We start from the raw sequence: 24,352 nt of genomic DNA, 5'->3' as shown, positions 1-24,352 counted from the left end.
ATAAGCAGCTGATTATCGTTAAGTGAAGAAGTGTCACTTAAAATTAGTCATAGTGAGACGTACAAGGAGTAAATATATGAATACACAAGAAGCCGTGCAACAAATTCGGCAAGCCCCGTTAGCACCCGTTTACTTGGTTACGGGAACGGAAGATTATTTAGTCCAAGAGATCCGTCAAGCATTTATGGATCGAATGAAAATAGATGATTTAGAAGAATTGAATTTTATGGCTTTTGATATGGATGAGACCAACTTAGGAGCAGTGATCGATGAAGCCGAAACATTGCCTTTTTTTGGAGATTATCGCTTGATTTTTGTCGAAAAGCCTAGTTTTTTAACCGGGGAAAAAAAGAGTAATAATCAAGAACAAGACATCGATAGTTTATTGGCTTATTTGAAACAGCCCGTCGAAACTTCGGTAGTTGTTTTTTGGGCGAATTATCCTAAATTAGATGCACGAAAGAAAGCAACGAAAGCATTAAAGAAAGCGACCGTCATTGATGCTGCACCGTTGCAAGAACGAGATTTGCGTAATTTTTTACAACGTTATATCAGTAATGAAAATGTAAAAATTTCACGTGAAGCTTTTGATTTATTTTTAAGATTGACTGACTTCGATTTATCAAAAGCAATGAATGAAATTGAAAAATTATTACTTTTAGCAGGTGAGGGCGGAACAATCACGCTGCAATTAGTTGAAGATTTGGTGCCAAAGACATTGGAACATAATATTTTTGAGTTGACGGAGCAAATCTTAAAAGGTGATGCAGGAAAAGCGTATCAGACCTACGAAGAGTTACATCTGCAAGGTGAAGAGACAATCAAATTGACAGCAATTTTGATTGGTCAGATCCGATTATTGTTACAAACGAAGATATTACAAAAAGTAGGTTATCAGCAAGCTAATATTGCTGAAACGTTGGGTGTCCATCCTTATCGAGTGAAATTAGCGATGCAGCAAGTAGCGAAATTTCCTTTGCAGTTATTGGTTACAATGTATGATGAATTAGTCGAAAATGATTATGAAGTCAAAACAGGACAAGCAGAAAAAGAGTTGAATTTCCAATTATTTATTTTAAAAACGACGGAGCAGATCAAGCAAAAAAGAGCCTGAGTTTAAATACAAGCTATTTATAAAAAGAGACTATTACAGAAGGTTATCCTCCTTTTGTTTTAGTCTTTTTTTGTTAAAACTTTTTTGATAAAAAATGTTTCCTTTATTCACCTATCCATATTTTTAAGGTATGATAAAACTATTCATTTAAGAAAGCGCTTAAAAATAGGATATATCAGTCATATTGGCTTATATATAGATAAATCTTACGGGAAGGATGAACAAAATGACAGTCGCAAAAATTATTTATGCTACAAATACTGGAAACACCGAAGGAATCTCAGAAATTTTAGAAGAGGCATTTGAAGCGTTAAATATTGATGTAGAGCGGATCGAAGCAGATGATGCTACAGCTGATAGTTATGAAGATGCAGATATTTGTGTTTTAGCAACGTATACAGATGGTGACGGAGAGCGACCTTTTGATTTAGAAGATTTTTATGATGAATTGCTAGGTGAAGACCTAGCAGGAAAAATTTATGGTGTAGTTGGAACCGGTGATAGTGAATTATATCCAGATTATTTCTGTCAAGCAGCGCTTGATTTTGATACTACCTTTGCCCAAACAGGGGCAAAAAAAGCAGCTGAAGTCGTAAAAATTGAAAACGAAGCGGATGACGAAGATGAAGAAGTCTTGATTGCATTTGTTAAAACATTAGTTGCAGCTGTTGGCTAAAAAAAGAGGGGATAGATATGTTTAAAGTAATTAGACGATCGAAACTAGCTCCTAATGAAGTAGAAATGGTTATCGAAGCTCCTCACATTGCCGAAAAAGCTTTAGCTGGACAATTTGTGATTTTACGGATCGATGAATTTGGTGAGCGTATTCCTTTAACGATTGTAGAGACTGAACCAGAAAAAGGTTCCATCCGGCTGATTTTTCAAGTAGTTGGTAAATCAACTGCTCAATTAGCAACGATCAGAACCGGGGAATTTATAAAAGATTTGGTGGGGCCATTAGGTAAAGCAACAGAAATAAAAAATTTTGGACATGTTTTGTTGGTGGGTGGCGGTGTAGGGATCGCAGCACTATTTCCAATCATCAAAGCTATGAAAAAAGCTGGGAATCGTGTGACGACTGTTTTAGGCGCTAAAACCGCTGACTTGGTCATTTTGGCAAGAGAATGCCAAACTTATTCTGATGAATTGCTCATTATGACTGATGATGGTTCGCTAGGAGAATCCGGTGTAGTTACTGCAGCCATGGAAAAAATCTTTCAACAACAAAGTATTGCAACAGCTTGGGCGATTGGTCCCAGCACCATGATGAAATTCTGCACATTGACGGCACAAAAATATGATGTTCCAATATATGTATCGTTGAATCCGATTATGATCGATGGTACTGGGATGTGTGGTGGTTGTCGAGTAACGATCGCTGATACGATCAAGTTTGCTTGTGTAGACGGACCAGAATTTTTAGGTTCTGAAGTCAATTGGGATGAATTTATCAACCGGATGAAACAGTATAAAGGAGAAGAGACATCAGCGTTCAAAAGTTATCAAAAGCAGGTGATGAACAATGGCTAAGCGTAGTTATACCAAAACTTTGATGAAAGAACAAGCACCAGAAATCCGCGCCCATAATTTCGCAGAAGTCACCCTAGGATACTCGTTGGAAGAAGGACAACAAGAAGCGTCGCGATGTTTACAATGTAAAAATGCACCTTGTATTACTAATTGTCCCGTGATGATCGATATTCCCAGTTTTATAAAGGCTATTGAAGAGAACGAAATGGAACAAGCTCAGAAAATTTTAAGTCAATATACGAATTTGCCTGCTATTTGTGGTCGTGTTTGTCCACAAGAAAAACAGTGTGAGATGGCCTGTCGATTAGGACGTTCAAAAAAATTTGAACCCGTAGCAATCGGAAAGTTAGAACGACTGGTCGCTGACTGGGCGTTAGAACAACCTTTTGAAGTCGCTGTAACTGCCATGGATAAAGGTCGAGTTGCTGTAATTGGATCAGGGCCGTCTGGGTTAACAACTGCCGGTGACTTAGCTAAGCTGGGCTATGAAGTAACAATTTATGAGGCATTACACGAACCAGGCGGTGTGCTAACAAATGGTATTCCTGAGTTTCGTTTGCCCAAGAAAATTGTAAAAAAAGAAATCGAACGAATTGTAGCACAAGGTGTGAAAATAAAAACGAATGTCGTTGTTGGGAAAACAATCACGATAGAGGAAATCATAGATAAATATGATGCTTGTTATCTCTCAGTCGGGGCAGGAGCACCAAGATTCCAAGGAGTCAAGGGCACAGCACTGAATGGTGTGTATTCAGCTAGTGAATATTTGACACGGGTCAATCTGATGCACGGGTATCAATTTCCAACGTACGATACACCTCTTCAAAAAGTGAAAAATGTCGTGGTGATCGGGGGAGGAAATGTGGCGATGGATGCGGCACGTTCAGCAAGACGTTTAGGTGCTGAAAATGTGTCAATTATTTATCGGCGTTCCTTAGAAGAATTACCTGCTCGAGTAGAAGAATATCATCATTCGGTTGAAGAAGGGATCAATTACCATTGGTTATCTAATCCAATCGAATATTTAGGAGATGATCAAGGGAAGTTGAAGGCAGTCAAATGCATTCGTATGGAACTTGGTGAACCTGATGATTCGGGACGCCGTCGCCCAGTCAGTATTCCAAATAGCGAATTTATTATTGAAGCAGATACAGCAATCGAAGCAATTGGTCAAGATGCGAATAGGGTGTTATTAGATACCTTTCCTCAATTAGCGCTTAATCAATGGGGATATATCGCTGCGGATGAAGAAACATGTGCAACTTCGATTCCAGGTATTTTCGCTGGTGGAGATATCGTTACTGGAGCGGCAACCGTAATTTTAGCAATGGGTGCTGGGAAAATAGCAGCTAATCAAATCGACCAGTACATCCAAACGAAAAAGTAAAAAAATGAACTTATTAGCTGCTAAGCGAAATAGAAGGTACAAAAAAACCGATCATACGATCGGTTTTTATTATTTAGCTAATTTTTTAGCAAGACGTGCTTTATCACGGTTTGCTTTGTTTTTGTGAATCAAACCTTTTGATTCAACCATATCGATTGCTCGAGATGCTTCTTTGTAAAGATCGTTTAAGTTATCTGATCCAGCAGCAGCAGCTTCTTCGAATTTTTTAACAGTAGTACGCATTGCGCTCATTTGTGATGAGTTTTTTGCGTTAGCAGCTTCGCTAGTGCGAACACGTTTGATTGCAGATTCAATGTTTGGCATGGGTTTCACCTCCGGATTTAGACTTATACGGTTATAGCCGTACAATTCAACATTACCCATTATACATAAAGCAGCATTTCAATGCAATAAAATCGTGACAAGTTTTTTTCCTTAACAGAAAATAAAATAGAAAATGTACTTTTATTAAACCTATTTATCTACTTTAATGAATATTTTGATGAAGAGGACAATCTTGACAGTTCATCTCACGAGATTGGATAGGCTCTTTTAATGGCATCAACATTCTTAAACCATTTAAGATAACTAAAATCGTACTACCTTCATGACCGATAACACCTAATGGTAGTGTCAAAAACTGTAAAAAATTACTGCTGATCAATAAAACGATAACTAATAAAGAAAATAAAATATTTTGTCGTACGATTCGTTTCATTTTTTTGGCCAAGCGATGACTGTAGACTAATTTTGTTAAATCGTTTTTCATCAGTACCATATCAGAAACTTCCATTGCAACATCCGTTCCTTCGCCCATCGCGATGCCGATATCTGCAGTAGCTAGAGCGGGGGCATCATTGATCCCATCACCGACCATCGCATTCACAGTGAATTTTTTTTGTTGCTGTTTAACTAATTCAGTCTTATCAGCAGGCAAGCACTCACCATGAAATTCTGTCAATCCTAACTGTTGAGAAACGAAACTGGCTGCACCAAGATTGTCACCGGTCAACATCGTTGTCTGAATATGCTGCTCGGAGAAATAATCAATTACTTCTTTTGTATAAGGTTTTGGCAAATCCATCAAAGCCAGCAATGCGACGAGCTTATCGTCACAAGTCAAGCTGATGACTGTTTTGCCTTCTTCATGCCACTTACTGACTAATGGCTGACTCATTGAAGCGCTTGGTTTACCTAGCTTCCAAATCTGATCCTCATAGACTGCTTCTAAGCCCGCACCGGCAATTTCATTGATTTCCACAGGAATACTTTCTTCACGATTAAAAAATTGTGTAATCGCTTTGGCGATCGGATGATTTGATTGACGCTCCATTGAAAATAATAGTTGTGGAATCAACGAATCGTCTGAAAAAGTTTGATAATCAGTTACACGTGGTTTTCCTTGGGTTAATGTTCCTGTTTTATCAAAGGAGATGGCCCGCAAATCTGCCAATTTTTCTAAAGTTTTGCCAGATTTGAAAAGAATCCCTTTTTTGGCACCATTGGAGATTGCTGCGAGTGTAGCAGGCGTAGCAGAGGCGACGAGAGCACATGGTGACGCAACAACTAATAAAACCATTCCGCGATAGAAACTTTCTGTAAAAGGCCAGCCCAAAATCAAATGAGTGAATAAAATCATCAAAGGCACAGCGATCAAAACAATTTTAACGTAAACATTTTCGATTCGCTCAATAAATGTAGCCGTGGCACTTTGCTCACTTTGTGCATTTTCTACTAAGCGTAATATTTGGGCGAATAAAGTGTCCTCGCTCGTTTTAGTCACTTTTAACGTAAAAGCTTGACCAAGATTAATCGTTCCGCCAAAGGCCTCATCGCCAATATTTTTTTCAACTGGAATCGATTCGCCAGTTATTGCTGCTTCATCAATCGAAGATCTTGATTGCATCAATCCATCGATTGGAATGGCGGCTCCTTTAGCTACGAATACGTTATCTCCGATAGTTAATTCTTTAACTGGAACAACGATATGTTGCTCACCAACAATTTTTACCGCTTCATTAGGTGCGGCATTTAACAAAGCAGTGATCTCTTTAGTGCTTTTATTCGTTGCATATTCTTCAAGAGCACCGCTCAAACAAAAAATAAAGGTCAGCATTGCACCTTCAAACCAGTTACCAATTAGACAGGCACCGATAGCAGCTAAAGCCATCAATAGATCCACATTCAATGTTTTATCGTGGATCAATTCGTTGATTCCTTCGTAGGTTTGCTTCCAACCGCCGCTAATAATGGCAGCGATAAAAAAAAGTGGGTAGATTGGTTGGTTCAAAAGCATCGATAACTTACCAATAATTAATAATCCGAGACAGAATAGGGTAGAGAGAAAAGCCGTACGTTCTTCTTTGCTCATAACTATTCCTCCTTTCGATTTTTATCCTATCACGAATAAGCATTCAATTGATAATGAAAAATTCTAAATGAGAACGAAAGTAATTATCAATTAGTGATGATAACGATTATCATTAGCAACGAGAGCTTTTAAATGGAATTGAGGAAAATATAAAAATTTTGAGAGTTCAATTTTAAATTATAATAATTATAAATAAAATAAAAAAGACCTGCATAAATGCAGATCTTACATAGCGATTAACCAATAGGCGATCAAAATAATACCTAAAATAATTCGATACCATCCAAAGACAGTAAAGTCGTTGCGCTTGATATAGTCTAATAAGAATTTGATTGCGACGATCGACACGACAAAGGCAGTGATCATACCCACTAATAGAACGATCGTTTCTGATAAGCCAAAAGTATTTCCATTCATTAAAAATTTAACGATCTTTAAGCCGCTCGCACCGAACATCACGGGAATTCCTAAGAAGAAAGAAAATTCAGTAGCGACATAACGCGAACATCCGATGATGATTGCACCAAGAATCGTTGCGCCAGAACGAGAAGTACCAGGAATCAACGAAAGTAATTGGAAAGCACCAACAAGCAAAGCAGCTTTATAAGTAAAATCATTTAATGTAGTAATTTTAGCCGGTTTATTTTTATGTTGCCGCTCAACGACAATAAAGGCGATCCCATAAACGATCAACATAATCGCTACAGGTAAAAATTTATGGAAATGTGCTTCTAGAAAATCATCAGAAGGAATTCCGATAATCGCTGCTGGAAGGCAAGCAATGATGACTTTAAACCACAATGTCCAGGTATCACGTTTTTCTCGATTATTTTTGCTGTAAGAAAAAGGATTTAGTTTATTGAAATACAAAACGACTACGGCTAAGATAGCACCTAGTTGAATCACGACATTGAACATTTCAGTAAAGGCAGAGCTCATGTTCATTTTGATAAATTCGTCTGCTAAGATCAAATGACCCGTAGATGAAATCGGTAACCATTCCGTGATTCCTTCAATGATTCCGAGAATGATTGCTTTAAAGATATTGGCAATAAGCATAGTATACGTCCTTTCAAATTAGTAACAACAATCAGTATACCGTTTTGCTAAAAAAAAAACCATTGGAAAATCGCTAAGCTTTATATAAAAAAACCTGCCAATATTAAGTGGGCAGGTTTTTTTGTAGCTATTATTCCTTTGTTTGGTCTAAAATAGTTTTTCCACGTTCCATATAACTGATATCGTTGATTGCGCGAATGGAGAATTCACCATTTTCATACTTGATGCGGTTGATACTTCCATTTAAAAGGTTGGCCCGAACAGGTTGTTTTGAATCAATCAAACTTAGTAAGAATGCAATCGTTAATCCATGAGAAACGATCAGAACATTTCCGCCACCATTTTTTTCGCGATGTTGAGCGATATCTTCAAAACCATTCCAAACGCGGTCACGTAATTGCGCATATGGTTCTGCCCAATTCGCTGTATCAGCGACTTCGATTGCATTCGCAATTTCTTCAAATGTAACATCTGTAGCGAAAAGATCGTCTTCTGTTTGGAAGTTCAACACACGCGGTAATACGCCCCACATTTCTGCATCGTAGCCGCCCTCAAGAGAACCAAAGCACCATTCACGAATACGTGGATCGACATGATAAGGAATATCTTTGCCAGCAGGATGTTCGCCTAGTAAGATACGCATCGTTTCAATTGCACGACCGGAATCACTAGAATATGCTTCTTCAAATTTTGTATCTTGTAGACCAAGTCCAACGTTTTTGATGCCAGCACGGCCGCTTTGAGTTAGTGGAGTATCACACCAACCTTGAACACGAGCTAACGTATTGAACATTGTTTTACCATGTCGCACAATATAAAGATTTGTTTCTGTCATATTTATAACCTCCAAAAAGTTGATTAGTTAAAGAACGGATTTGTATCGATTTCTTGACCAATAGTGGTCGCTTCTCCGTGACCAGGATATGCTGGCAATTCACGAGGAAGGGTAAAGAGATAGGTTTTGATACTGTATAACAATTGTTGAAGGTCGCCAGTATATAGATCTGTTCGACCGATGCTGCCTTTAAATAAAGCATCACCTACGACGGCAAAGTCATCGAAAATGAAGCTGACGCTTCCAATAGAATGACCTGGAGTAGGAACGACTTGGAAAGTCATACCGCCAATCGTATACTCCTTTAGTTCGAATTCATATTCTGCCGGCTGTACGACCAAATTTGGTAGATCATCGTGTCTGCCAAGGCCAGATAAATTCAAAATGGGATCACTCAGCCACGCTTGTTCAAGCGGACTTACATATACTGGAATCGAATATTGGTGACGTAATTGTTCTACCGCACCGATATGATCATAATGTGTATGAGTCAAAAGAATCGCTTGGGGTGTTTTACCAATTCGTTTGATTTCTTGAATCAAACGATCCCCTTCAGAACCAGGATCAACAATCAATAAATTTTGTTCATTGTAAATCAAATAGCAGTTTTCTTGGACACTGCCCGTTACAAAACCTTCAATATGAATCATTAGTTTCCTCCTATTGCAACTGTTAATCATCTAGGTCAGTTCATTCATCAACTATTTTAGTGCAAAATAGCAATGATTTCTCTTCTATTATACCTTAAAAGCTAAAAAGATAAACGATTCCAATTCACTTGCTGAACTTTCATGTAAAAAGTACCGTTAGTTAGGATAAGGAGGAGTGAAAATGAATGATTAGATTAAAATGATCGAGCAAGAGCCGCGATTATTGTTTGTGTTATCTTTGATTTGTTTAGCGATGTTATTGGATTTAGTAACAGGATTGATTGCTGCTAAACTTTCAAAGCAACTCTCATCAAAAATCGGAATCAATGGATTATTACGTAAAATTGCTAGTATTTTATTGTTATTGTTCTTTCTACCAGTTGCTAGCTTGATCCCTTTGCAAATCGGCAGTGCACTTTTGTATGCTTTTTACTTATCGTTTTTAATGATGGAGCTACATTCAATTCTTGAAAATTACGAAAAAATGGGAATCAAGACGCTGCTATTCCAAAAATTTTTGGCACATTTTATAGATAAAGAGGAAGAAGACTAAAACTTGACGATAGCGCAAAAATCTTCTATGGTTGAACAGCTGAAGAAATTACTTTTAGCAAAAATCGATCTATAAGAAGGTGAAGCGGTGGCTGTCAAAAAAATTGCGATTCGTGAACTCGTGGAATTCATTCTACGCAGTGGGAGTATTGATGAAGGAAAAAACAGTAACCATACACCGCAAGAAGGCGCACGGATTCATCGTAAACTACAAAAAGAAGCTGGAAAAGGTTATCAAAAAGAAGTTTGGTTGAAAAAGCCAGTTGAAATTGCGAATATAGCAGTTCAAGTTGAAGGACGTGCTGACGGAGTCTATATTGAGGATGAACAAGTATTTATCGATGAGATCAAGACTTCTGAAACACCTTTTGAAGAATTAGAAGAAGGTATCATCAATTTATATTTTTATCAAGCGATGGTGTATGCCTATATATATAGTGAACAAGAAGAACTTGCTCAAATCGGAACACGTCTAACTTATTATCAAACGATTGAAGAAAAGATTACGCGTCAAACTCGACTGTTCACGTTTGATGAACTAAAAAGTTTTTTTGAAGACTTAATTGAGAAGTACGAAAATTGGTTGGTCTTTCAAATGGAATGGCGTGAAACGCGGAATGAATCTTTAAAAACGCTAGCTTTTCCTTTTGATTCGTATCGTGAAGGACAACGTGAACTAGCTGCAGCAGTCTATAAGACTATCCATGCTCAACAAAAACTATATGTTGAAGCGCCGACAGGAACAGGAAAGACGATGTCAACACTTTTCCCGACATTCAAAGCGATGGGCGAGGGATTAGGCGAACGAATTTTTTATTTGACTGCCAAGACGATCACACGTCAAGTGGCGGAGGAAACCGTTGCAAAAATCACACAAAAATCAGCACGAGTAAAGAGTGTGACGTTGACTGCTAAAGACAAAATATGTTTTTTGACAGAGCGAAATTGTACCCCGGAACATTGTCCCTTTGCTAACGGTTATTACGATCGAGTCAATGATGGCTTATGGGATATGCTAAATAGTGAAGATCAATATACGCGTCCAGTCATTGAAAAGTATGCGCGCAAACATGAATTGTGTCCTTTTGAATTATCATTAGATATTAGTCGCTTTAGCGATCTTGTTGTGGGGGATTATAATTATTTGTTCGATCCGACTGTTTATCTTCGCCGCTTTTTTGAGGAAGAAAACAAGACAAATTTAGTTTTGGTGGATGAAGCGCACAATTTAGTTAATCGTTCTAAAGAAATGTATTCTGCAAGTATTTCAAGAAAGAATCTTAATTACATCAGCAATGAGTTGGACAAGGCTTTTAAAAAACTTAGAAAAGCTTTTATAAAAGTCGATAATGAATTTGAATTAATCTATCAATCATTGGACGGCAAGGCGTATCATCACCAAACGGCTGCTCCAGAAAGTTTGATCAATCATTTATTCAAATTGCAAGAATTGATCAAAGAGTGGTTAGCTGAAAATCCTGATCATCCAGTCCAACAAAAAATGTTGCCGGTCTATTTTGAGATTATTCGTTTTACTAGAATGAGCGAATTATATGATGATCATTATCAAACAACGGTTGATTTTAAGAATTATGATTTGATTGTTAAAGAGTACTGTATCGATCCTTCGTGGTTTTTAGAACAGACGATGGATAAAGTTGGCAGCAGTATTTTATTCTCAGCTAGTTTTTCACCTTTAGATTATTATCAAGAGGTTTTGGGTGGCGGCGATGAGAGTCTAACTTATCGATTGCCTAGCCCTTTTCCAAATGATAATCGTTTAGTAATGGTGGATGCGGGCATTCAAACAACATATCAAAATCGGACACAAAGTATTCCCAAAATTGCTGCTTCAATTGAAAAATTAGCCAGTACGAAAACCGGAAATTATATGGTTTTCTTTCCTTCTTTCCAATATTTAGATCAAGTAGCCGATTATTTTCATGATGTTTATCCAGAATATGCGATCCAAATACAAGGATCTAAATTCAATGAACAAGAGCGGGAAGCTTTTTTAGTTGCTTTTGTCGATCAGCCTGAAAAAACATTGATTGGTTTTTGTGTTTTGGGTGGGATATTTTCTGAAGGAATCGATTTAGTCGGGGAGCGCTTGATTGGAACGGTCGTTGTTGGTGTCGGCTTGCCGCAAGTAAATCATGAACAAGAATTGATCAAAGAGTATTATGATGAAAAAAGAGGACAAGGATTCAGTTATGCATATCAATTACCAGGAATGAATAAAGTGATTCAAGCTGCGGGACGTGTCATTCGCACGATGTCTGACCAAGGAATCATCTTACTTCTTGATCAGCGTTATACGAATCCACATTATCAAAAATTATTGCCAGTCAATTGGGCAGATCGAAAAGTAATTTATGGACCAGCGGCAGTTGAACGAACAGCTAAGCGTTTTTGGGATTCTAAAAAATAAAAGAAGCTGAAACAAAAGAAATTCACTTTTGTTTCAGCTTCTTTTTAGCGATAATTTGTAAATTGTACATCTACAGGTAAATCAAGCTCTCTCACTAAGGCGATAACTTGTTGTAAATCATCGCGATTCTTTCCAGTAATTCGGAGTTGATCTTCTTGAATCTGACTTTTTACTTTTATTTTACTGTTTTTGATGGCAGTGTTAATTTTTTTAGCGACATCTTTATCGATTCCGCTGACTAAATCCGCAGTTTGACGAGCGTTTCCGCCTAGTGCATGTTCAGAATCAGAAAATTGAATGTTTTTAAGTGGAACACCACGCTTGATCAATTTACTAAACAACACATCTTTGACTTGTTCGATCTTATAGTCGTCTTCCGCTTTGATCACTAATTGGTTTCCTTCAAGTGTAATATCAAAAACGCTCCCTTTAAAGTCGAAACGATTTTTTAATTCTTTCAACGCAATTTGAATTCCATTTTTAACTTCTTCTTTATTTAACTCAGAAACGATATCGAAACTTGCATCTTTTGCCATAAAAATCCTCCTCAATTATTTATCTTAAAATGAAAATTTTTGTTATATCAGGCCAATGCAATCACACAATATTCTGAAATTTTAGATAGTAAAAGTGTTATGCAAAGCCATTTCTTATAGTTTATCAAAAAATGATAAGAAAGCCATGATTATTCTCAAATAAGTGCTTGAGAACGATTGCTAAATATTAAAATAATCTGTTACTCTATTAGAGGTTTCTATTTAAAGGAGGATTAGCAGATGCAACGAGTTATCAACTATACAACGAAAGACATGGCGAAAAAAATTATCGTCATTTTATTTACTGGTTTGACTGGCGCAGTAGGGTTGAATTATTTTTTGATTCCAGCCAATGTTTTTTCAGCCGGTATGACCGGGATCGCCCAAATCTTGGGACACTTATTTTTAAATCTAGGCTTCTCACTTGATACCGGGATCTTGATTTTTCTTTTAAACGTTCCAGTATTTATTTTAGGTTTTATTAAATTAGGAAAATCCGCAATGATCTTAAGTTTTGCCAACGTGATCTCAATGTCGGTCTTTACAACACTAGTTCCTGTCGGCCAAGTAACTGATAACGTTTTAATGAATGCGATTACTGGTGGTGTTTTATTAGGGATTGGGGCCGGTTTTTCATTGAAATTTGGTTTTACGACTGGCGGTTTAGATATTGTTTCATTGCTGTTATCAAAAACAACTGGTCGAACAGTTGGAAATTATATGATGTTGTTGAATGGAATGATTGTTGTTGTTGCTGGCTTCTTCTTTACTTGGGAAAGTGCACTTTATACAATTATTACGATTTTTACTATGAGTAGTGTGGTTGATTTTATCCATACGAGTCACCAAAAAATGACAGCCTTCATTACGACGAGTAAAAGTAAAGAAATGTGCAGCGCCCTTAGCAATGAATTGTTAAGAGGAATGACCGTCATTCCTGGGCGAGGCGGATTTAGCTCAACAGAACGAGAAGTGATTATGATCGTTTTGACGCGCTATGAATTATATACGCTAAAACAAGTAGTTTCAGATGTGGATCCAACATCATTTACTAATATTATGGCAACAGATTCAGTGGTAGGAGCTTTCTTGACAGAAGACGAACAAAACCAAATGAAGAAGTCTAAAGCTCAATAACTAAAGATTTGTAAATGAGAATCATTGTGTATCAATTCTCATTTACAAAACCCAATAGATAGAGTAAAATACTGGTGAAACTCGAAAGGGAGTGGAACAAATGGAAGAAAATACACAAAAGTATACTGAAGCAGAAGTTGCAGAAATAAAAGAAAATATTTTGACCGCTTTAGAGTCTGTTATCGACCCTGAGTTAGGTATTGATATCGTAAATCTAGGTTTGATCTATGAAGTTGATTTTGAACAAACAGGAAATACAGTTGTTAAAATGACGTTGACTACTATGGGTTGCCCATTAGCCGATATCTTAACTGAAAATATCCAATCAGCATTAGGTGAAATCGAAGAAGTCACGAATGTTGAAGTAAAATTAGTTTGGTATCCAGCATGGACGACGGATAAAATGAGTCGCTATGCGCGAATTGCATTAGGGATTCGATAAAAGTTTCTGCAAATTAGATTAATGTAAAACTAAATTATATATTTTATAAAATGCTTATCTTACTCAATGCTGTAAGATAGGCTTTTTTTGTTCAAATTAGATGTGTTTGAGCAAAGATTCTAAATATATTTAAAAAATAAAATAAAGAAAATTTCTAGTGGCTAAAATAAAGTCACTAGTTTTTTTGTAAAAAATTACAAAAAAGCTTTGCAAATTTATTTTTTTCAGTTATAGTTGACTAGTCAATTGTTGATGAATCAAATTTAGAGAGGAGAATCTGATGGAACTTAGAGAAATTAGTAAGTTGTTTTATCGCTTGAAACTTGCGAATCAAGAGATGACCACTAAATTTGAGAAAGAAACAGGTTTTAGTCTTACTCGTTATGAGCTGATGATGTTTTTAAAAGAGCATGGACAATGCACGCAGACTATTTTACAAAATGAATTGTTGATCGATAGCGCAGCTGTTACACGTCATTTAAAGGTATTAGAAGAAAAAGACTATGTGACACGTGAAAGAAACAAGCAGAACAATCGGGAAGTATTAGTGACGATCACTGATACTGCTTTGAATGATTTAATGACGTGTGAAGAGAACCATGCCAATAAGCCGGATGCGATCGATTTACCGTTAGAATCAGAGGAAGCAGAAGTATTATTGCGTCTATTAATAAAATTAGTTAAATGAAAGAGGAATGAAACATGTCAAACAACTTAGTAAACAATGATTTTTCAGATATCACTTTTGGAAGAAAATCCGTTCGTGTCTACGACGAAACTTATAAAATTTCACATGAAGAAATGCTAGAAATGATCCAAGAATCAGCAACTGCTCCATCATCAGTCAATATGCAACCATGGCGCTTTGTAGTGGTTGAAAGTGATGAACAAAAAGCTAAATTAAAACCATTGATTCGTTTCAATACTCGTCAAAATGATTCATCTTCAGCCATGGTCTTGATTTTTGGAGATATGAATTGTCATGAATATGGTGAAGAAATCTACAACCAAGCAGTAGAAGAAGGTAAAATGCCTGCGGAAGTTAGAGATCAACAGTTAGCGGCTATCATCCCTCATTACGAAAAATTAACAAAAGAACAAATGAACGATGTTGTAAAAATCGATTCAAGTTTGATCGCAATGCAATTCATGTTGGTTGCTCGTGCCCACGGCTATGAAACAAATCCTATCGGTGGTTTTGAAGCTGACCAATTAGCTGAAGCCTTTGGTTTAGACAAAGAACGTTATGTACCCGTTATGATTCTTTCAATCGGTAAAGCGAAAGAAATGGGTTATACTTCTGTAAGATTAGCAGCTGATAAAATTACTGAATTTAAATAGGCCTGGGGAATAAATATGAAAATTATTCAAGCAACATTCTATATCAAAGAAGAAAAAAGAGACCAATTTCTAACAGAAGTGACAGCGTTGATTGCTGCTACTCGTTCTGAAGAAGGATGCTTAAGCTATAATCTTTATGAGTCTGTGGAAACAAAAAATCAATTCGCAATGATCGAACATTGGGAAGATCAAGCGGCGATCGAACGTCACAATCAAAGTCCATTACTAAAACAATTGTTTGCTAACATGGCAGATTATGCGGCGAAACCGACAGCGCTAAGTTTTTCTGAACCAATTAAATAAGCTTTCTCTATCTAAAAGACACGATCTATCGAGACCGTGTCTTTTTTGATTTAAAAACATTGATTATTTACCTTTTTACTTGTTTACTATATGATTAAAAAGGATTTATTAAATGATCCAAAGAAAGAGATCGGGGGAACGTAAGATGACTTTTTATGGCATCGACTATTTAGAACGGCAATCGAATATCAATGATTATTTAAAATACTTGATTATATTCGGCTCATTATTGATTTTGATTTTTGTCTTTTCATTGTACATGCGCCATCGAATTCAAACAAAATATCGAGATTTGAGTATTATTTTCTTTTTGATATTGATGTTTGCGTTAGGCGTTCAATATTCAGATTATCAAACCAATCAGACCAAGCATTCTCAATCATCGCAAATGGTCAATTTTGTTAAAAGTTTGGCTAAACAAGAATCCGTTGATACAACGGATATTTTTGTCAATGGGACACAGTTTTCGGATGGAATCATTGTTAAAATCGATAAGAAATTTTTCAAAGTAACATTGAGCAATGACCAAAGCTCTTATACGTTGACTGAAAGCTATTTGATCGATAAAAATGCAAATTATATGAAATAAGGAGCGCTGAAGATGCAATTATATAGTCCAATTATTATTAAACTTACTTTAGGAATCATCTGTTTGATTTTTCAAATCAACTTGATGGGCAAGGGCAATTTGGCGCCTTCATCAGCGATGGACCAAGTTCAAAATTATGTTTTAGGCGGAATCATTGGCGGAGTGATCTATAACGAATCGATCACAGTCATCCAGTTTGTGCTGGTATTGATTATTTGGACCTTGTTAGTATTGGTTTTAAAATTTGCTAAAGAGCATAATCGCTATATCAAATTTGTCGTAGATGGCAAACCAATCACTTTGATCCAGAATGGTCGGGTGAATGTAGCGGATTGTCTCAGAAATGGCATATCTGCCAATGAACTGATGTTTAAATTACGAGCAAACGGTATTTATGAAGTTGAAAAAATCAAACGAGCCGTTTTGGAACAAAATGGACAACTGACATTGATTGAATTTGGGGACGAAAATATCAAATACCCGATCATCGTGGATGGTCAAGCGAACTTAGATGTTTTAGAATTGATCAATCAAGATCCGGAATGGCTTGAACAACAAATCCTGCAACAAGGATTTGAGCGCATTAATGATGTCTATCTAGGTGAATATATATCTGGACGTCTGAATCTGTTTGGGTATGATAAATAAAAAAAGTGAGAAGATGTCAGCTGCATCTTCTCACTTTTTTTAAACTTGCTTGAATAAATTATATAATTTTTCTGTTCTTTTTCTTGTTGGTTCATTCAATTTGTCGAGTTCTTCTTTCAAGTCAGCGTTTTGTACTTCTTTTAAGACTAATATGCGATAGATCAATCGTAAATCTTGCCGGCGGACTTTCGGAAAGTGTTGGATCAAAGCTTGATTAAAATCAGCATTCATTTGATTGATACCAATTAAGGAATCTTTTTGCAGGGTGTAGTTGGTCAAAAAGCGGTCTAGATCTTGAACCGCAGCAGCGGAATTTTCCGGTACGAAGCCATTTGCCCAGGCGGCAGTCAATAAAATAAATGTATCTGCATCAGATAAGTCTTGTTGAAAAGCCGTAATCGATGTTTCTTGAACAGTTGTTTGAAGTTCAGCAAATGTTTTTGGTTCATTCTTTTTGATGCGTAAAAAATAATTTGTGAAGCTATCACTGTTCAATAAATTGAGTTCGATTGCTTTATACCAATTATAGTGATGAGAATTCAAATAGTGATAGGATTTCCCATATTTGTCTAACATAATCGCTGAGAGTTCTTTTTCGGTTTTCATTTTTCCCCTGCTTTCAATTTTTTATTATTATACTACTTTTTAAGCAAGCCAATCTTTTTGCCTCTGATTTTGATTAAGTTATACTAAGAATAAGTCATATTTTTGAAAGGAAATCACATGAATGAATTAATCAATACATTTAATGAAAGAAAAGAAGAATTATTAAGTGCGATCTTTGAACATTTGGCGATTTCATTAAGTGCGTTATTAATCGCAGTAGTGATCGCTATTCCACTGGCGATTTTATTGAGTCAGCGGAAAAAATTGGCGGAAGTCGTCTTACAATTGACGAGTATCTTACAGACTATTCCGTCATTGGCTTTACTAGGGTTATTGATTCCTTTTGTGGGTATTGGCACCGTACCGGCATTGATTGCCTTAGTCGTTTATGCCTTGTTACCGATTTTCCAAAATACATATATCGGTTTGGCAGAAATAGATCCTTCGATTGAAGAAGCTGCCGATGCTTTTGGGATGTCACGAACACGTAAATTATTGCGGGTAGAATTACCAATGGCGATGCCGGTCATTATTTCAGGAATTCGGACAGCGTTAGTCTTGATCATCGGTACAGCAACATTAGCAGCTTTGATCGGTGCTGGCGGACTCGGTACATTTATTTTATTAGGGATCGACCGAAATGATCCAAGTTTAACCTTGATCGGTGCGATCAGTTCAGCATTGTTAGCGATAATTTTCAGTGGTTTGATTCGTTTCTTACAACACCGCAGCGGAAAAGCGACTTTGATCGCATTAGGTGTGATTTGTTTGGGAATCGGCGGTATTTTCTTTGCACAACATAATCCAGCCGCAAGCGAAACGGTCACGATTGCTGGTAAGTTAGGTTCTGAACCAGATATTTTGATCAATATGTATAAAGAAGTTATCCAAGATGAAGATTCTTCGATCAACGTGGAATTGAAACCGAACTTCGGTAAAACGAGTTTCTTATTCAATGCTGTGAAAAGTGATCAAATCGATATCTATCCCGAATTTACGGGAACAGTGCTAGAAAGTTTAGTAAAAGTACCGGAAAGTACTAGTGATGATTTATCACCAGATGAAACATATAAAGAAGCTAATAAATTATTGAAAGATCAATTTGAAATGGAATTGATCAAACCGATGAAATATGAAAATACGTATGCATTGGCAATGAAGAAAAGTGAAGCTGAAAAACGTGGAATCACAAAAATTTCTGATCTAAAAGGACAACAAGATCAATTAAAAGCTGGATTCACATTGGAATTTATCGATCGTCAAGATGGCTACCGTGGCATCCAAGATAAATACGGAGTTAATTTGAGTTCTGTCCAAAGTATGGAACCTGCCTTACGCTACCAAGCAATCAATAATGGAGATGTGGATGTGATCGATGCTTATTCAACTGATAGTGAAATCAAACAATATGATCTTGTAACTTTAGAAGATGATTTGCATAATTTCCCGCCATACCAAGGTGCACCGTTAATGAAACAAGAATTTGCTGATCAACATCCTAAAGTGGTGAAAGCATTGAATCGTTTAGCTGGTAAAATCACAGAAGATCAAATGGTTGAAATGAACTACTTAGTAAACGTCAAAAAAGAACAGCCAGCAAAAGTGGCGCATGACTTCTTAGTGAAAGAAAAAATCATTGGGGAGGATCTGTAGATGGAATCAATTATTGAATTTAAAGATGTCAGTAAGGAATTTGAAGGCAACGTAGTATTAAAAGATTTGAATTTCTCCGTGAAAAAAGGAGAGATTTTTGTACTAGTTGGGCCGTCAGGGAGTGGGAAAACAACTTCCTTGAAAATGATCAACGGATTGATCGAACCAACAGATGGTAATCTGTATTTCAAAGAAAAACGAATCAAAGATTATAATATTCAAAAGTTACGTTGGCAGATCGGCTATGTGCTACAACAAATTGCTCTTTTCCCGACGATGAGTGTGAAAGAAAACATTGAAGTGATTCCCGATATGCTTGGTTGGAAAAAAGATCGGCGAAATGAACGTGTCGATGAATTGTTGCGAGAAGTGGATATGGATCCAGAACTTTTCCGCGATCGGATGCCGAGTGAATTATCCGGTGGGCAGCAACAACGGATCGGAATCGTACGAGCATTAGCAGCCGAACCAGATATTATTTTGATGGATGAACCTTTCAGCGCACTAGATCCGATCTCACGAGCTAGTTTGCAAGATTTAATCATCGAATTACATCAAAAGTTAGGCAATACGATTATTTTCGTTACGCATAATATGAAGGAAGCGATGAAAATCGGCAGTCGAATTGCCGTGATGCATGAAGGGAAATTAATTCAATGCGATACGCCTGAAGAAATTCGTAAAAATCCAGCAAATCAATTTGTTGAAGAGTTCTTTGACGAAACTACGGATGAAGTCTATACCCAAACTTTAGAAGTATTATATAATGGCGGCTTTTATCAAGCAGCACAACAGCGAGAACAGGAGCTTCCAGTAGTAACACTCGAAACTAGTATGAGTGAGATTTTTGATTTATTAGCAGAACAGGATGCTTTTTATATTAAAGAGCATGAAACAATTGTCGGAGTAGTCGATCGTAGTGATGTCTTTCGTTTCTTAAGTCAGGAGGGCTAAGATGGTTAAGTATGATGTGATCGTAATTGGTAGTGGACCAGCGGGGAATGCAGCAGCCTATTCTTTGAAAGAACAAGGAAAAAATGTCGCGATCATCGAAGCAGACCTTTGGGGCGGAACATGCCCCAATCGCGGCTGTGATCCTAAGAAAATGTTGATGAGCGGTGTAGAAGCTAAGATGCGGGTAGAACGTTTAACAGGAAAAGGGTTTGAAGGATCGCCCGAAATCAATTGGGAAGAACTGATGGCATTCAAGAAAAGTTATACGGATTCAGTTCCCAGCAGTACCCAAGAAGGATTCGTTTCAGCAGAAATCACTACGTATCACGGATCAGCTAGTTTCATCGATCCGCAGACGATCCATGTAGCAGATCAAGAATTAACAGCTGAACAATTCTTGATTACAACTGGACAATCACCAATCGTTTTGCCGATCGAGGGCAAAGAATATTTGAGAAATAGTACTGACTTTTTGGCATTAGAAAAATTACCAAAGAAAATCGCCTTTATTGGTGCAGGCTATATTGCATTTGAATTAGCCATTATTGCCAATGCGGCTGGAGCGGAGACCCATATTATTCATCATAACGATCAACCGTTAAAAGGATTTGATCGAGATTTAGTCAATCAGTTAGTGAAGCACTTAGAAGCAGCCGGTATTACCTTTCACTTTAATATCGATACGCAAAAAATTGCTCAGCAAGCACAGGGGTATCAGATTACAGCAGATAATTTTGAATTGACAGCTGATCTAGTGATTGGTGCAACAGGTCGCAAGCCGAATATTGATGGCTTAGCTTTAGAAAAAGCTAAGATTGACTATGATAAAAAAGGTATCAAGGTAAATCAACGCTTGCAAACAAGCCAAGCTCATATTTTTGCTTGTGGGGATGTGTTAGCAAAAACAACGCCTAAATTAACACCTGTCGCAGGTTACGAAGCGAGCTATGTGGTAGAAGCAATGAATGGACACACGGCAGCAATCGATTATCCCTTGATCCCGACAATCGTTTTTGGCGACCAACGTTTGGCACGCGTAGGCATCAGCGAAAAAGAGTTAGCTGATCACTCAGAAAAGTACCATGAGCAGACGATCTATTTGTCAGACTGGTACACATACAAACGAATCAATGATCAAGGTGCAAAAATCAAATTTGTGTATGATGAGGCGGACAAGATCGTCGCGATTACTTGTTTGAGTCAATTAGCAGATGAGTTGATCAACTATTTGGTCATTCTTTTGACGAAGCAGATCACACATGATGAATTAGAAAAATTCATTTTTGCTTATCCTAGTCCGGCTAGTGATCTTTCATATTTTATTTAAAACAGAGGGCACTCCTCTGTTTTTTTTATTTGAGATGTGCTACAGTTTACGAAAATATGTTCCCGTGGTGAAGAAAATGAAAACAACATTAACGCAAGAAATAGAAAAAGCATTGTATTATTATTGTATTGAACTGGGTGCGATCGTGGTAGAGGAAGTTACGATGCCTGAGGACCAAGGAATCGTGGATACGTTGGCCTGCTTTTTTAAGCCAGAATTTACGGAGTGGCGCTGTTACGAATTAAAAGTAACCAAAGCCGATTTTTATTCTAAAGCCAAATTGTCATTTATTGGTCATTACAATTACTTTGTACTGACAGAAGCGCTTTATGAAAAGGTCAAAGAGGATCTCCCTAATGATATTGGCGTATTAGTCTATCGGCCCTATACAAAGGAAGAAGAACTCCCAGCAGAAGGGACTTTCTTTGTAGCTAAGAAACCTTTGAGACAAGAATTGAAAGTAGCTGAGCAGGCGTTGACACAACGCTTTATGGCCTCTTTGTTTCGTGAAGTTAGAAAAGCTAAGCGGATGGACTATGGGACAAGTTTCTTTTCGACTGAACAATTGTATAAAGAATTGCGTCGGCGTTTAGGTGAACAAGATAGTTTGCATGAAAATAATTATTATCAACGATTTATTGAGGATGTTCGCGATGCACGGATCGAAAGTTTAGAAGAAGAATTAAGGGCCTTAGAACAGGACTATCAATTTTTACGTCAACAATGTCAGGTGCGACGAAGACCAACGGAACCATTGGAGTGATAAAAATGTATTATCCTTATATTCGAGGAAAACAATTTGATTTGTTAGCGATCAATACACTGATCAATGCAAAACGTTGGTCACACAAGATTTTACCGATCATCGAACCAGTGAGAGATTCGGCGACGTTAAAAAAAACGGTCGAGTTATTTGATCGAAATGATCTGATTTGCTATTTGATTACTAATCCTCAAGTAGGCACGGCTAAGCGTTTTGAAGATAAACGATTTGAATGGTCTTTAAAAGCAGATACGACTGTTCGTCCTGCAGAGATCGTGACACAGGAGAACCCTTTTTTAGCAGATTTGTATCTGTTTAATTCGAGATCTCCCAGGGTGCTGGAACAAAAAATGATTTCAAACGAAGCCCGATGTGTAATCCCTGATCAGGGACGCTTTAGAGTTATGACTTTGCCCAATAAAATTTTATTGAAAGATGCTTTTCAAGTGCAAAAACATGTTGCAAATTATGCGGAAAAAGTAGATGATTTCTATAGCGATGAACACCTTTATTTAGCTGAGCCGTTTAAAGGGTTCAGTGACTACACAATAGAAGGCTCACGTTACTTTGATAAAGGTGGACCAAGTCGAGCAATTGCTTTGCATATCAGCTATTTTGATGCTTATCTTAATTTACGAGTGAAACACTTTGTCTCAGACAGCAATGAGGCTGCCAGTGATCAAGCTGGAAAATTTTTTGAGGCTCTTGCTAAATTATCTGAGTGGTATTCGCGGAATCAAGATCAGTTATTATTCACACTAGGTTTAAAAGAATTATTAGCCTATCAAGAAACAAAAAAATTCCCTGGGCTGGGAAGTATCAAAAAATGGTCATTAGCTCATCATTTAGAATTAATAGGGGCTTACTTAGAGCAAAAAGACCATTGGCAGAGAGGATGGGAATGAATGGGTTATGAAGATGAAGATTTTATTGTCAGACAAGCCAAGCAAATGGGCGAACTTTTGGGTGGTTTTTTGGGCAAAAAAGATACAGAAGCAATTATGTCTTTTGGTGAAGAAGCACAGATAGAAGAACCTAAAGAAAAGGAACCAGACTTTACTTTTCGGTTAAGTAACGAATCAGATATTGCAACGATTGGTGTGATCGTTAATGAAGCAAAAAATTATTTGAAAGAACAAGGCTCTCCTCAATGGCAGAATGGTCATGAACCACATGCGGCGGTAATCCGAGAAGATATAAAAAAAACAGCCAGCTACGTATTGACGAGAAATGACGAAATCGTCGGAACGGTGGCTTTGATTGCAGAAATCGATCCAGTCTATGAAGCTATTGAAGGTGCTTGGAAACAGGCCGGTCCGTATGTGGCATTGCATCACGTAGCGGTTAGCCAAAAATATCGTGGTGCGGGACTAGGTGAAAAAACATTGAGAGCGGCAATTAAGCAAGCTGAGGAATTAGGATTCCAGGATATTCGGATCGATACCTACCCAGCCAATCAACCTATGTTGGGGCTGATTGATAAATTGGGTTTTGAATACTGCGGGATGATTTACTTTCCCTATGAAGATGGAGAACGCAAAGCCTTTCAGTTAATTAAGGGAACGGTGTAATTGATGCATCATTTCTTTTAAGGATGTCTCGCCATCGATTTCAATCAACGTTGGAAATTTTTTCAGTTTTTCATATTCTTGCTGATCACTTTCAAAGCGAGCTAAACGGCGTTCTACTTCTGCTGGAGTTGAGCGTTTGTTTAAGCGTGTAACTAATGTCTCTTTTGAAATATTGATCCAGATAGGAATCACTTGATCACCAAATAATTGGTGCAGATTCAAAAAGCCCATTACAGTGATTGGATCATAACATTGTCCTTTAGCTAGAGCTTTTTGTAAGGTATCGATAGCAATACCGTAGAAATGTTCATCATAGACATCGAATTCGGCAAATTGATTGTCCATGATCATTTGCTTAAAATCTTTTTTAGTGATAAAAAAGTAGTCCCGACCAGATACTTCGCCTTGACGAGGTTCGCGGGTCGTATACGAAATAATTTTTTGTTCGGGAGCAAAAGCTTTTTCAGCCAGACTTGTTTTGCCTGATCCGCTAGGTCCCATAAATAAATAGCAATGATTCATCAATAACACGTCCTTTTCTTTATTATAAAGA

Annotated in this window: 27 protein-coding genes; 19 read left to right on the top strand and 8 right to left on the bottom strand. The window is 37.2% G+C overall.

Annotated features, from left to right (window positions below; translation table 11 throughout):
• Positions 1–76 precede the first annotated feature (76 nt).
• From holA to gltA, 4 genes are all read left to right on the top strand, one after another.
• Positions 77–1,114, top strand: coding sequence for a DNA polymerase III subunit delta (holA, locus tag ACQKTA_RS03295; protein WP_332581363.1), 1,038 nt, complete (start codon positions 77–79; stop codon positions 1,112–1,114).
• A gap of 226 nt (positions 1,115–1,340) precedes the next feature.
• On the top strand, positions 1,341–1,790 hold the full coding sequence (locus tag ACQKTA_RS03290) for a flavodoxin (protein WP_427814181.1): 450 nt from the start codon (positions 1,341–1,343) through the stop codon (positions 1,788–1,790).
• A gap of 17 nt (positions 1,791–1,807) precedes the next feature.
• Positions 1,808–2,644 carry a sulfide/dihydroorotate dehydrogenase-like FAD/NAD-binding protein gene (locus tag ACQKTA_RS03285; protein WP_427814180.1) on the top strand — a complete coding sequence of 279 codons (837 nt, stop codon included), beginning with the start codon at positions 1,808–1,810 and terminating at the stop codon, positions 2,642–2,644.
• Positions 2,637–4,031 carry an NADPH-dependent glutamate synthase gene (gene gltA, locus ACQKTA_RS03280; protein WP_427814179.1) on the top strand — a complete coding sequence of 465 codons (1,395 nt, stop codon included), beginning with the start codon at positions 2,637–2,639 and terminating at the stop codon, positions 4,029–4,031. The genes ACQKTA_RS03285 and gltA overlap by 8 nt, the downstream gene beginning before the upstream one ends.
• Positions 4,032–4,100: 69 nt before the next feature.
• Here the strand turns inward: gltA and rpsT are convergent, their stop codons facing one another.
• The 5 genes from rpsT to ACQKTA_RS03255 form a co-directional block, all read right to left on the bottom strand.
• Positions 4,101–4,355 carry a 30S ribosomal protein S20 gene (gene rpsT / locus ACQKTA_RS03275; protein WP_071856857.1) on the bottom strand — a complete coding sequence of 85 codons (255 nt, stop codon included), beginning with the start codon at positions 4,353–4,355 and terminating at the stop codon, positions 4,101–4,103.
• Between the two features lie 163 nt (positions 4,356–4,518).
• A complete protein-coding gene (locus ACQKTA_RS03270; RefSeq protein WP_427814178.1) occupies positions 4,519–6,402 on the bottom strand; it encodes a heavy metal translocating P-type ATPase in 1,884 nt (627 codons plus the stop codon).
• A gap of 225 nt (positions 6,403–6,627) precedes the next feature.
• Positions 6,628–7,461 (bottom strand): undecaprenyl-diphosphate phosphatase, encoded by an 834-nt coding sequence (locus tag ACQKTA_RS03265; protein WP_332581367.1) that lies wholly within the window; start codon positions 7,459–7,461, stop codon positions 6,628–6,630.
• 130 nt (positions 7,462–7,591) lie between these two features.
• Positions 7,592–8,296: a histidine phosphatase family protein gene (locus ACQKTA_RS03260; RefSeq protein ID WP_427814177.1), complete on the bottom strand. Its 705-nt coding sequence runs from the start codon at positions 8,294–8,296 to the stop codon at positions 7,592–7,594.
• 23 nt (positions 8,297–8,319) lie between these two features.
• Positions 8,320–8,946, bottom strand: a complete 627-nt coding sequence (locus tag ACQKTA_RS03255; protein ID WP_427814176.1) for an MBL fold metallo-hydrolase — start codon at positions 8,944–8,946, stop codon at positions 8,320–8,322.
• A 199-nt stretch (positions 8,947–9,145) separates the two neighbouring features.
• Here ACQKTA_RS03255 and ACQKTA_RS03250 point away from each other — a divergent pair, with 199 nt between their 5' ends.
• Both ACQKTA_RS03250 and ACQKTA_RS03245 read left to right on the top strand, forming a co-directional pair.
• Positions 9,146–9,499: a phage holin family protein gene (locus ACQKTA_RS03250; RefSeq protein WP_427814175.1), complete on the top strand. Its 354-nt coding sequence runs from the start codon at positions 9,146–9,148 to the stop codon at positions 9,497–9,499.
• An 87-nt stretch (positions 9,500–9,586) separates the two neighbouring features.
• Positions 9,587–11,929, top strand: coding sequence for a helicase C-terminal domain-containing protein (locus ACQKTA_RS03245; protein WP_427814174.1), 2,343 nt, complete (start codon positions 9,587–9,589; stop codon positions 11,927–11,929).
• 44 nt (positions 11,930–11,973) lie between these two features.
• Here the strand turns inward: ACQKTA_RS03245 and ACQKTA_RS03240 are convergent, their stop codons facing one another.
• Positions 11,974–12,465 (bottom strand): YajQ family cyclic di-GMP-binding protein, encoded by a 492-nt coding sequence (locus ACQKTA_RS03240; protein ID WP_332581372.1) that lies wholly within the window; start codon positions 12,463–12,465, stop codon positions 11,974–11,976.
• A 240-nt stretch (positions 12,466–12,705) separates the two neighbouring features.
• Here ACQKTA_RS03240 and ACQKTA_RS03235 point away from each other — a divergent pair, with 240 nt between their 5' ends.
• The 7 genes from ACQKTA_RS03235 to ACQKTA_RS03205 all read left to right on the top strand — a co-directional run bounded on the left by ACQKTA_RS03235 (position 12,706) and on the right by ACQKTA_RS03205 (position 16,925).
• Positions 12,706–13,602, top strand: coding sequence for a YitT family protein (locus ACQKTA_RS03235; protein WP_427814173.1), 897 nt, complete (start codon positions 12,706–12,708; stop codon positions 13,600–13,602).
• Between the two features lie 100 nt (positions 13,603–13,702).
• Positions 13,703–14,044 carry a metal-sulfur cluster assembly factor gene (locus ACQKTA_RS03230; protein WP_332581374.1) on the top strand — a complete coding sequence of 114 codons (342 nt, stop codon included), beginning with the start codon at positions 13,703–13,705 and terminating at the stop codon, positions 14,042–14,044.
• Positions 14,045–14,324: 280 nt separating this feature from the next.
• Entirely contained in the window at positions 14,325–14,732 is a 408-nt protein-coding gene (locus ACQKTA_RS03225) for a MarR family winged helix-turn-helix transcriptional regulator (protein ID WP_427814172.1), read from the top strand.
• 14 nt (positions 14,733–14,746) lie between these two features.
• Positions 14,747–15,385, top strand: a complete 639-nt coding sequence (locus tag ACQKTA_RS03220; protein WP_427814171.1) for a nitroreductase family protein — start codon at positions 14,747–14,749, stop codon at positions 15,383–15,385.
• A 15-nt stretch (positions 15,386–15,400) separates the two neighbouring features.
• Entirely contained in the window at positions 15,401–15,688 is a 288-nt protein-coding gene (locus ACQKTA_RS03215; RefSeq protein WP_427814170.1) for a putative quinol monooxygenase, read from the top strand.
• Between the two features lie 145 nt (positions 15,689–15,833).
• On the top strand, positions 15,834–16,277 hold the full coding sequence (locus tag ACQKTA_RS03210) for a DUF3290 domain-containing protein (RefSeq protein WP_332581378.1): 444 nt from the start codon (positions 15,834–15,836) through the stop codon (positions 16,275–16,277).
• A 12-nt stretch (positions 16,278–16,289) separates the two neighbouring features.
• Positions 16,290–16,925: a DUF421 domain-containing protein gene (locus ACQKTA_RS03205; protein WP_427814169.1), complete on the top strand. Its 636-nt coding sequence runs from the start codon at positions 16,290–16,292 to the stop codon at positions 16,923–16,925.
• A 39-nt stretch (positions 16,926–16,964) separates the two neighbouring features.
• Here the strand turns inward: ACQKTA_RS03205 and ACQKTA_RS03200 are convergent, their stop codons facing one another.
• Entirely contained in the window at positions 16,965–17,531 is a 567-nt protein-coding gene (locus ACQKTA_RS03200) for a hypothetical protein (protein ID WP_427814168.1), read from the bottom strand.
• Between the two features lie 117 nt (positions 17,532–17,648).
• Between ACQKTA_RS03200 and ACQKTA_RS03195 the strand changes: the two genes are divergently transcribed.
• From ACQKTA_RS03195 to ACQKTA_RS03170, 6 genes are all read left to right on the top strand, one after another.
• The gene (locus ACQKTA_RS03195) at positions 17,649–19,184 is read left to right on the top strand and encodes an ABC transporter permease/substrate-binding protein (RefSeq protein WP_427814167.1); all 1,536 of its coding nucleotides are present in this window, start codon (positions 17,649–17,651) and stop codon (positions 19,182–19,184) included.
• A complete protein-coding gene (locus ACQKTA_RS03190) occupies positions 19,185–20,138 on the top strand; it encodes an ABC transporter ATP-binding protein (RefSeq protein WP_427814166.1) in 954 nt (317 codons plus the stop codon).
• A 1-nt stretch (position 20,139) separates the two neighbouring features.
• The gene (locus tag ACQKTA_RS03185) at positions 20,140–21,465 is read left to right on the top strand and encodes a dihydrolipoyl dehydrogenase family protein (protein ID WP_427814165.1); all 1,326 of its coding nucleotides are present in this window, start codon (positions 20,140–20,142) and stop codon (positions 21,463–21,465) included.
• Positions 21,466–21,541: 76 nt separating this feature from the next.
• Positions 21,542–22,228 carry a hypothetical protein gene (locus ACQKTA_RS03180; RefSeq protein ID WP_427814164.1) on the top strand — a complete coding sequence of 229 codons (687 nt, stop codon included), beginning with the start codon at positions 21,542–21,544 and terminating at the stop codon, positions 22,226–22,228.
• A gap of 5 nt (positions 22,229–22,233) precedes the next feature.
• A complete protein-coding gene (locus tag ACQKTA_RS03175; protein ID WP_427814163.1) occupies positions 22,234–23,133 on the top strand; it encodes a sce7725 family protein in 900 nt (299 codons plus the stop codon).
• Positions 23,134–23,799 (top strand): N-acetyltransferase family protein, encoded by a 666-nt coding sequence (locus ACQKTA_RS03170; RefSeq protein ID WP_427814162.1) that lies wholly within the window; start codon positions 23,134–23,136, stop codon positions 23,797–23,799.
• Here ACQKTA_RS03170 and ACQKTA_RS03165 read toward each other — a convergent pair.
• Positions 23,779–24,321 carry a guanylate kinase gene (locus tag ACQKTA_RS03165; RefSeq protein ID WP_427814161.1) on the bottom strand — a complete coding sequence of 181 codons (543 nt, stop codon included), beginning with the start codon at positions 24,319–24,321 and terminating at the stop codon, positions 23,779–23,781. The genes ACQKTA_RS03170 and ACQKTA_RS03165 overlap by 21 nt on opposite strands.
• Between the last annotated feature and the right edge of the window lie 31 nt (positions 24,322–24,352).

It is taken from the genome of Enterococcus sp. 22-H-5-01 (assembly GCF_050310005.1).
GTDB lineage: Bacteria > Bacillota > Bacilli > Lactobacillales > Enterococcaceae > Enterococcus_A > Enterococcus_A hailinensis.
This window is presented reverse-complemented; position numbering and strand designations above follow the sequence as displayed.

Coding starts and splice junctions, on each gene's coding strand:
- holA (WP_332581363.1), top strand. CDS start 77: ATGAATACACAAGAAGCCGTGCAACAAATTCGGCAAGCCCCGTTAGCA.
- ACQKTA_RS03290 (WP_427814181.1), top strand. CDS start 1,341: ATGACAGTCGCAAAAATTATTTATGCTACAAATACTGGAAACACCGAA.
- ACQKTA_RS03285 (WP_427814180.1), top strand. CDS start 1,808: ATGTTTAAAGTAATTAGACGATCGAAACTAGCTCCTAATGAAGTAGAA.
- gltA (WP_427814179.1), top strand. CDS start 2,637: ATGGCTAAGCGTAGTTATACCAAAACTTTGATGAAAGAACAAGCACCA.
- rpsT (WP_071856857.1), bottom strand. CDS start 4,355: ATGCCAAACATTGAATCTGCAATCAAACGTGTTCGCACTAGCGAAGCT.
- ACQKTA_RS03270 (WP_427814178.1), bottom strand. CDS start 6,402: ATGAGCAAAGAAGAACGTACGGCTTTTCTCTCTACCCTATTCTGTCTC.
- ACQKTA_RS03265 (WP_332581367.1), bottom strand. CDS start 7,461: ATGCTTATTGCCAATATCTTTAAAGCAATCATTCTCGGAATCATTGAA.
- ACQKTA_RS03260 (WP_427814177.1), bottom strand. CDS start 8,296: ATGACAGAAACAAATCTTTATATTGTGCGACATGGTAAAACAATGTTC.
- ACQKTA_RS03255 (WP_427814176.1), bottom strand. CDS start 8,946: ATGATTCATATTGAAGGTTTTGTAACGGGCAGTGTCCAAGAAAACTGC.
- ACQKTA_RS03250 (WP_427814175.1), top strand. CDS start 9,146: ATGATCGAGCAAGAGCCGCGATTATTGTTTGTGTTATCTTTGATTTGT.
- ACQKTA_RS03240 (WP_332581372.1), bottom strand. CDS start 12,465: ATGGCAAAAGATGCAAGTTTCGATATCGTTTCTGAGTTAAATAAAGAA.
- ACQKTA_RS03235 (WP_427814173.1), top strand. CDS start 12,706: ATGCAACGAGTTATCAACTATACAACGAAAGACATGGCGAAAAAAATT.
- ACQKTA_RS03230 (WP_332581374.1), top strand. CDS start 13,703: ATGGAAGAAAATACACAAAAGTATACTGAAGCAGAAGTTGCAGAAATA.
- ACQKTA_RS03225 (WP_427814172.1), top strand. CDS start 14,325: ATGGAACTTAGAGAAATTAGTAAGTTGTTTTATCGCTTGAAACTTGCG.
- ACQKTA_RS03220 (WP_427814171.1), top strand. CDS start 14,747: ATGTCAAACAACTTAGTAAACAATGATTTTTCAGATATCACTTTTGGA.
- ACQKTA_RS03215 (WP_427814170.1), top strand. CDS start 15,401: ATGAAAATTATTCAAGCAACATTCTATATCAAAGAAGAAAAAAGAGAC.
- ACQKTA_RS03210 (WP_332581378.1), top strand. CDS start 15,834: ATGACTTTTTATGGCATCGACTATTTAGAACGGCAATCGAATATCAAT.
- ACQKTA_RS03205 (WP_427814169.1), top strand. CDS start 16,290: ATGCAATTATATAGTCCAATTATTATTAAACTTACTTTAGGAATCATC.
- ACQKTA_RS03200 (WP_427814168.1), bottom strand. CDS start 17,531: ATGAAAACCGAAAAAGAACTCTCAGCGATTATGTTAGACAAATATGGG.
- ACQKTA_RS03195 (WP_427814167.1), top strand. CDS start 17,649: ATGAATGAATTAATCAATACATTTAATGAAAGAAAAGAAGAATTATTA.
- ACQKTA_RS03190 (WP_427814166.1), top strand. CDS start 19,185: ATGGAATCAATTATTGAATTTAAAGATGTCAGTAAGGAATTTGAAGGC.
- ACQKTA_RS03185 (WP_427814165.1), top strand. CDS start 20,140: ATGGTTAAGTATGATGTGATCGTAATTGGTAGTGGACCAGCGGGGAAT.
- ACQKTA_RS03180 (WP_427814164.1), top strand. CDS start 21,542: ATGAAAACAACATTAACGCAAGAAATAGAAAAAGCATTGTATTATTAT.
- ACQKTA_RS03175 (WP_427814163.1), top strand. CDS start 22,234: ATGTATTATCCTTATATTCGAGGAAAACAATTTGATTTGTTAGCGATC.
- ACQKTA_RS03170 (WP_427814162.1), top strand. CDS start 23,134: ATGGGTTATGAAGATGAAGATTTTATTGTCAGACAAGCCAAGCAAATG.
- ACQKTA_RS03165 (WP_427814161.1), bottom strand. CDS start 24,321: ATGAATCATTGCTATTTATTTATGGGACCTAGCGGATCAGGCAAAACA.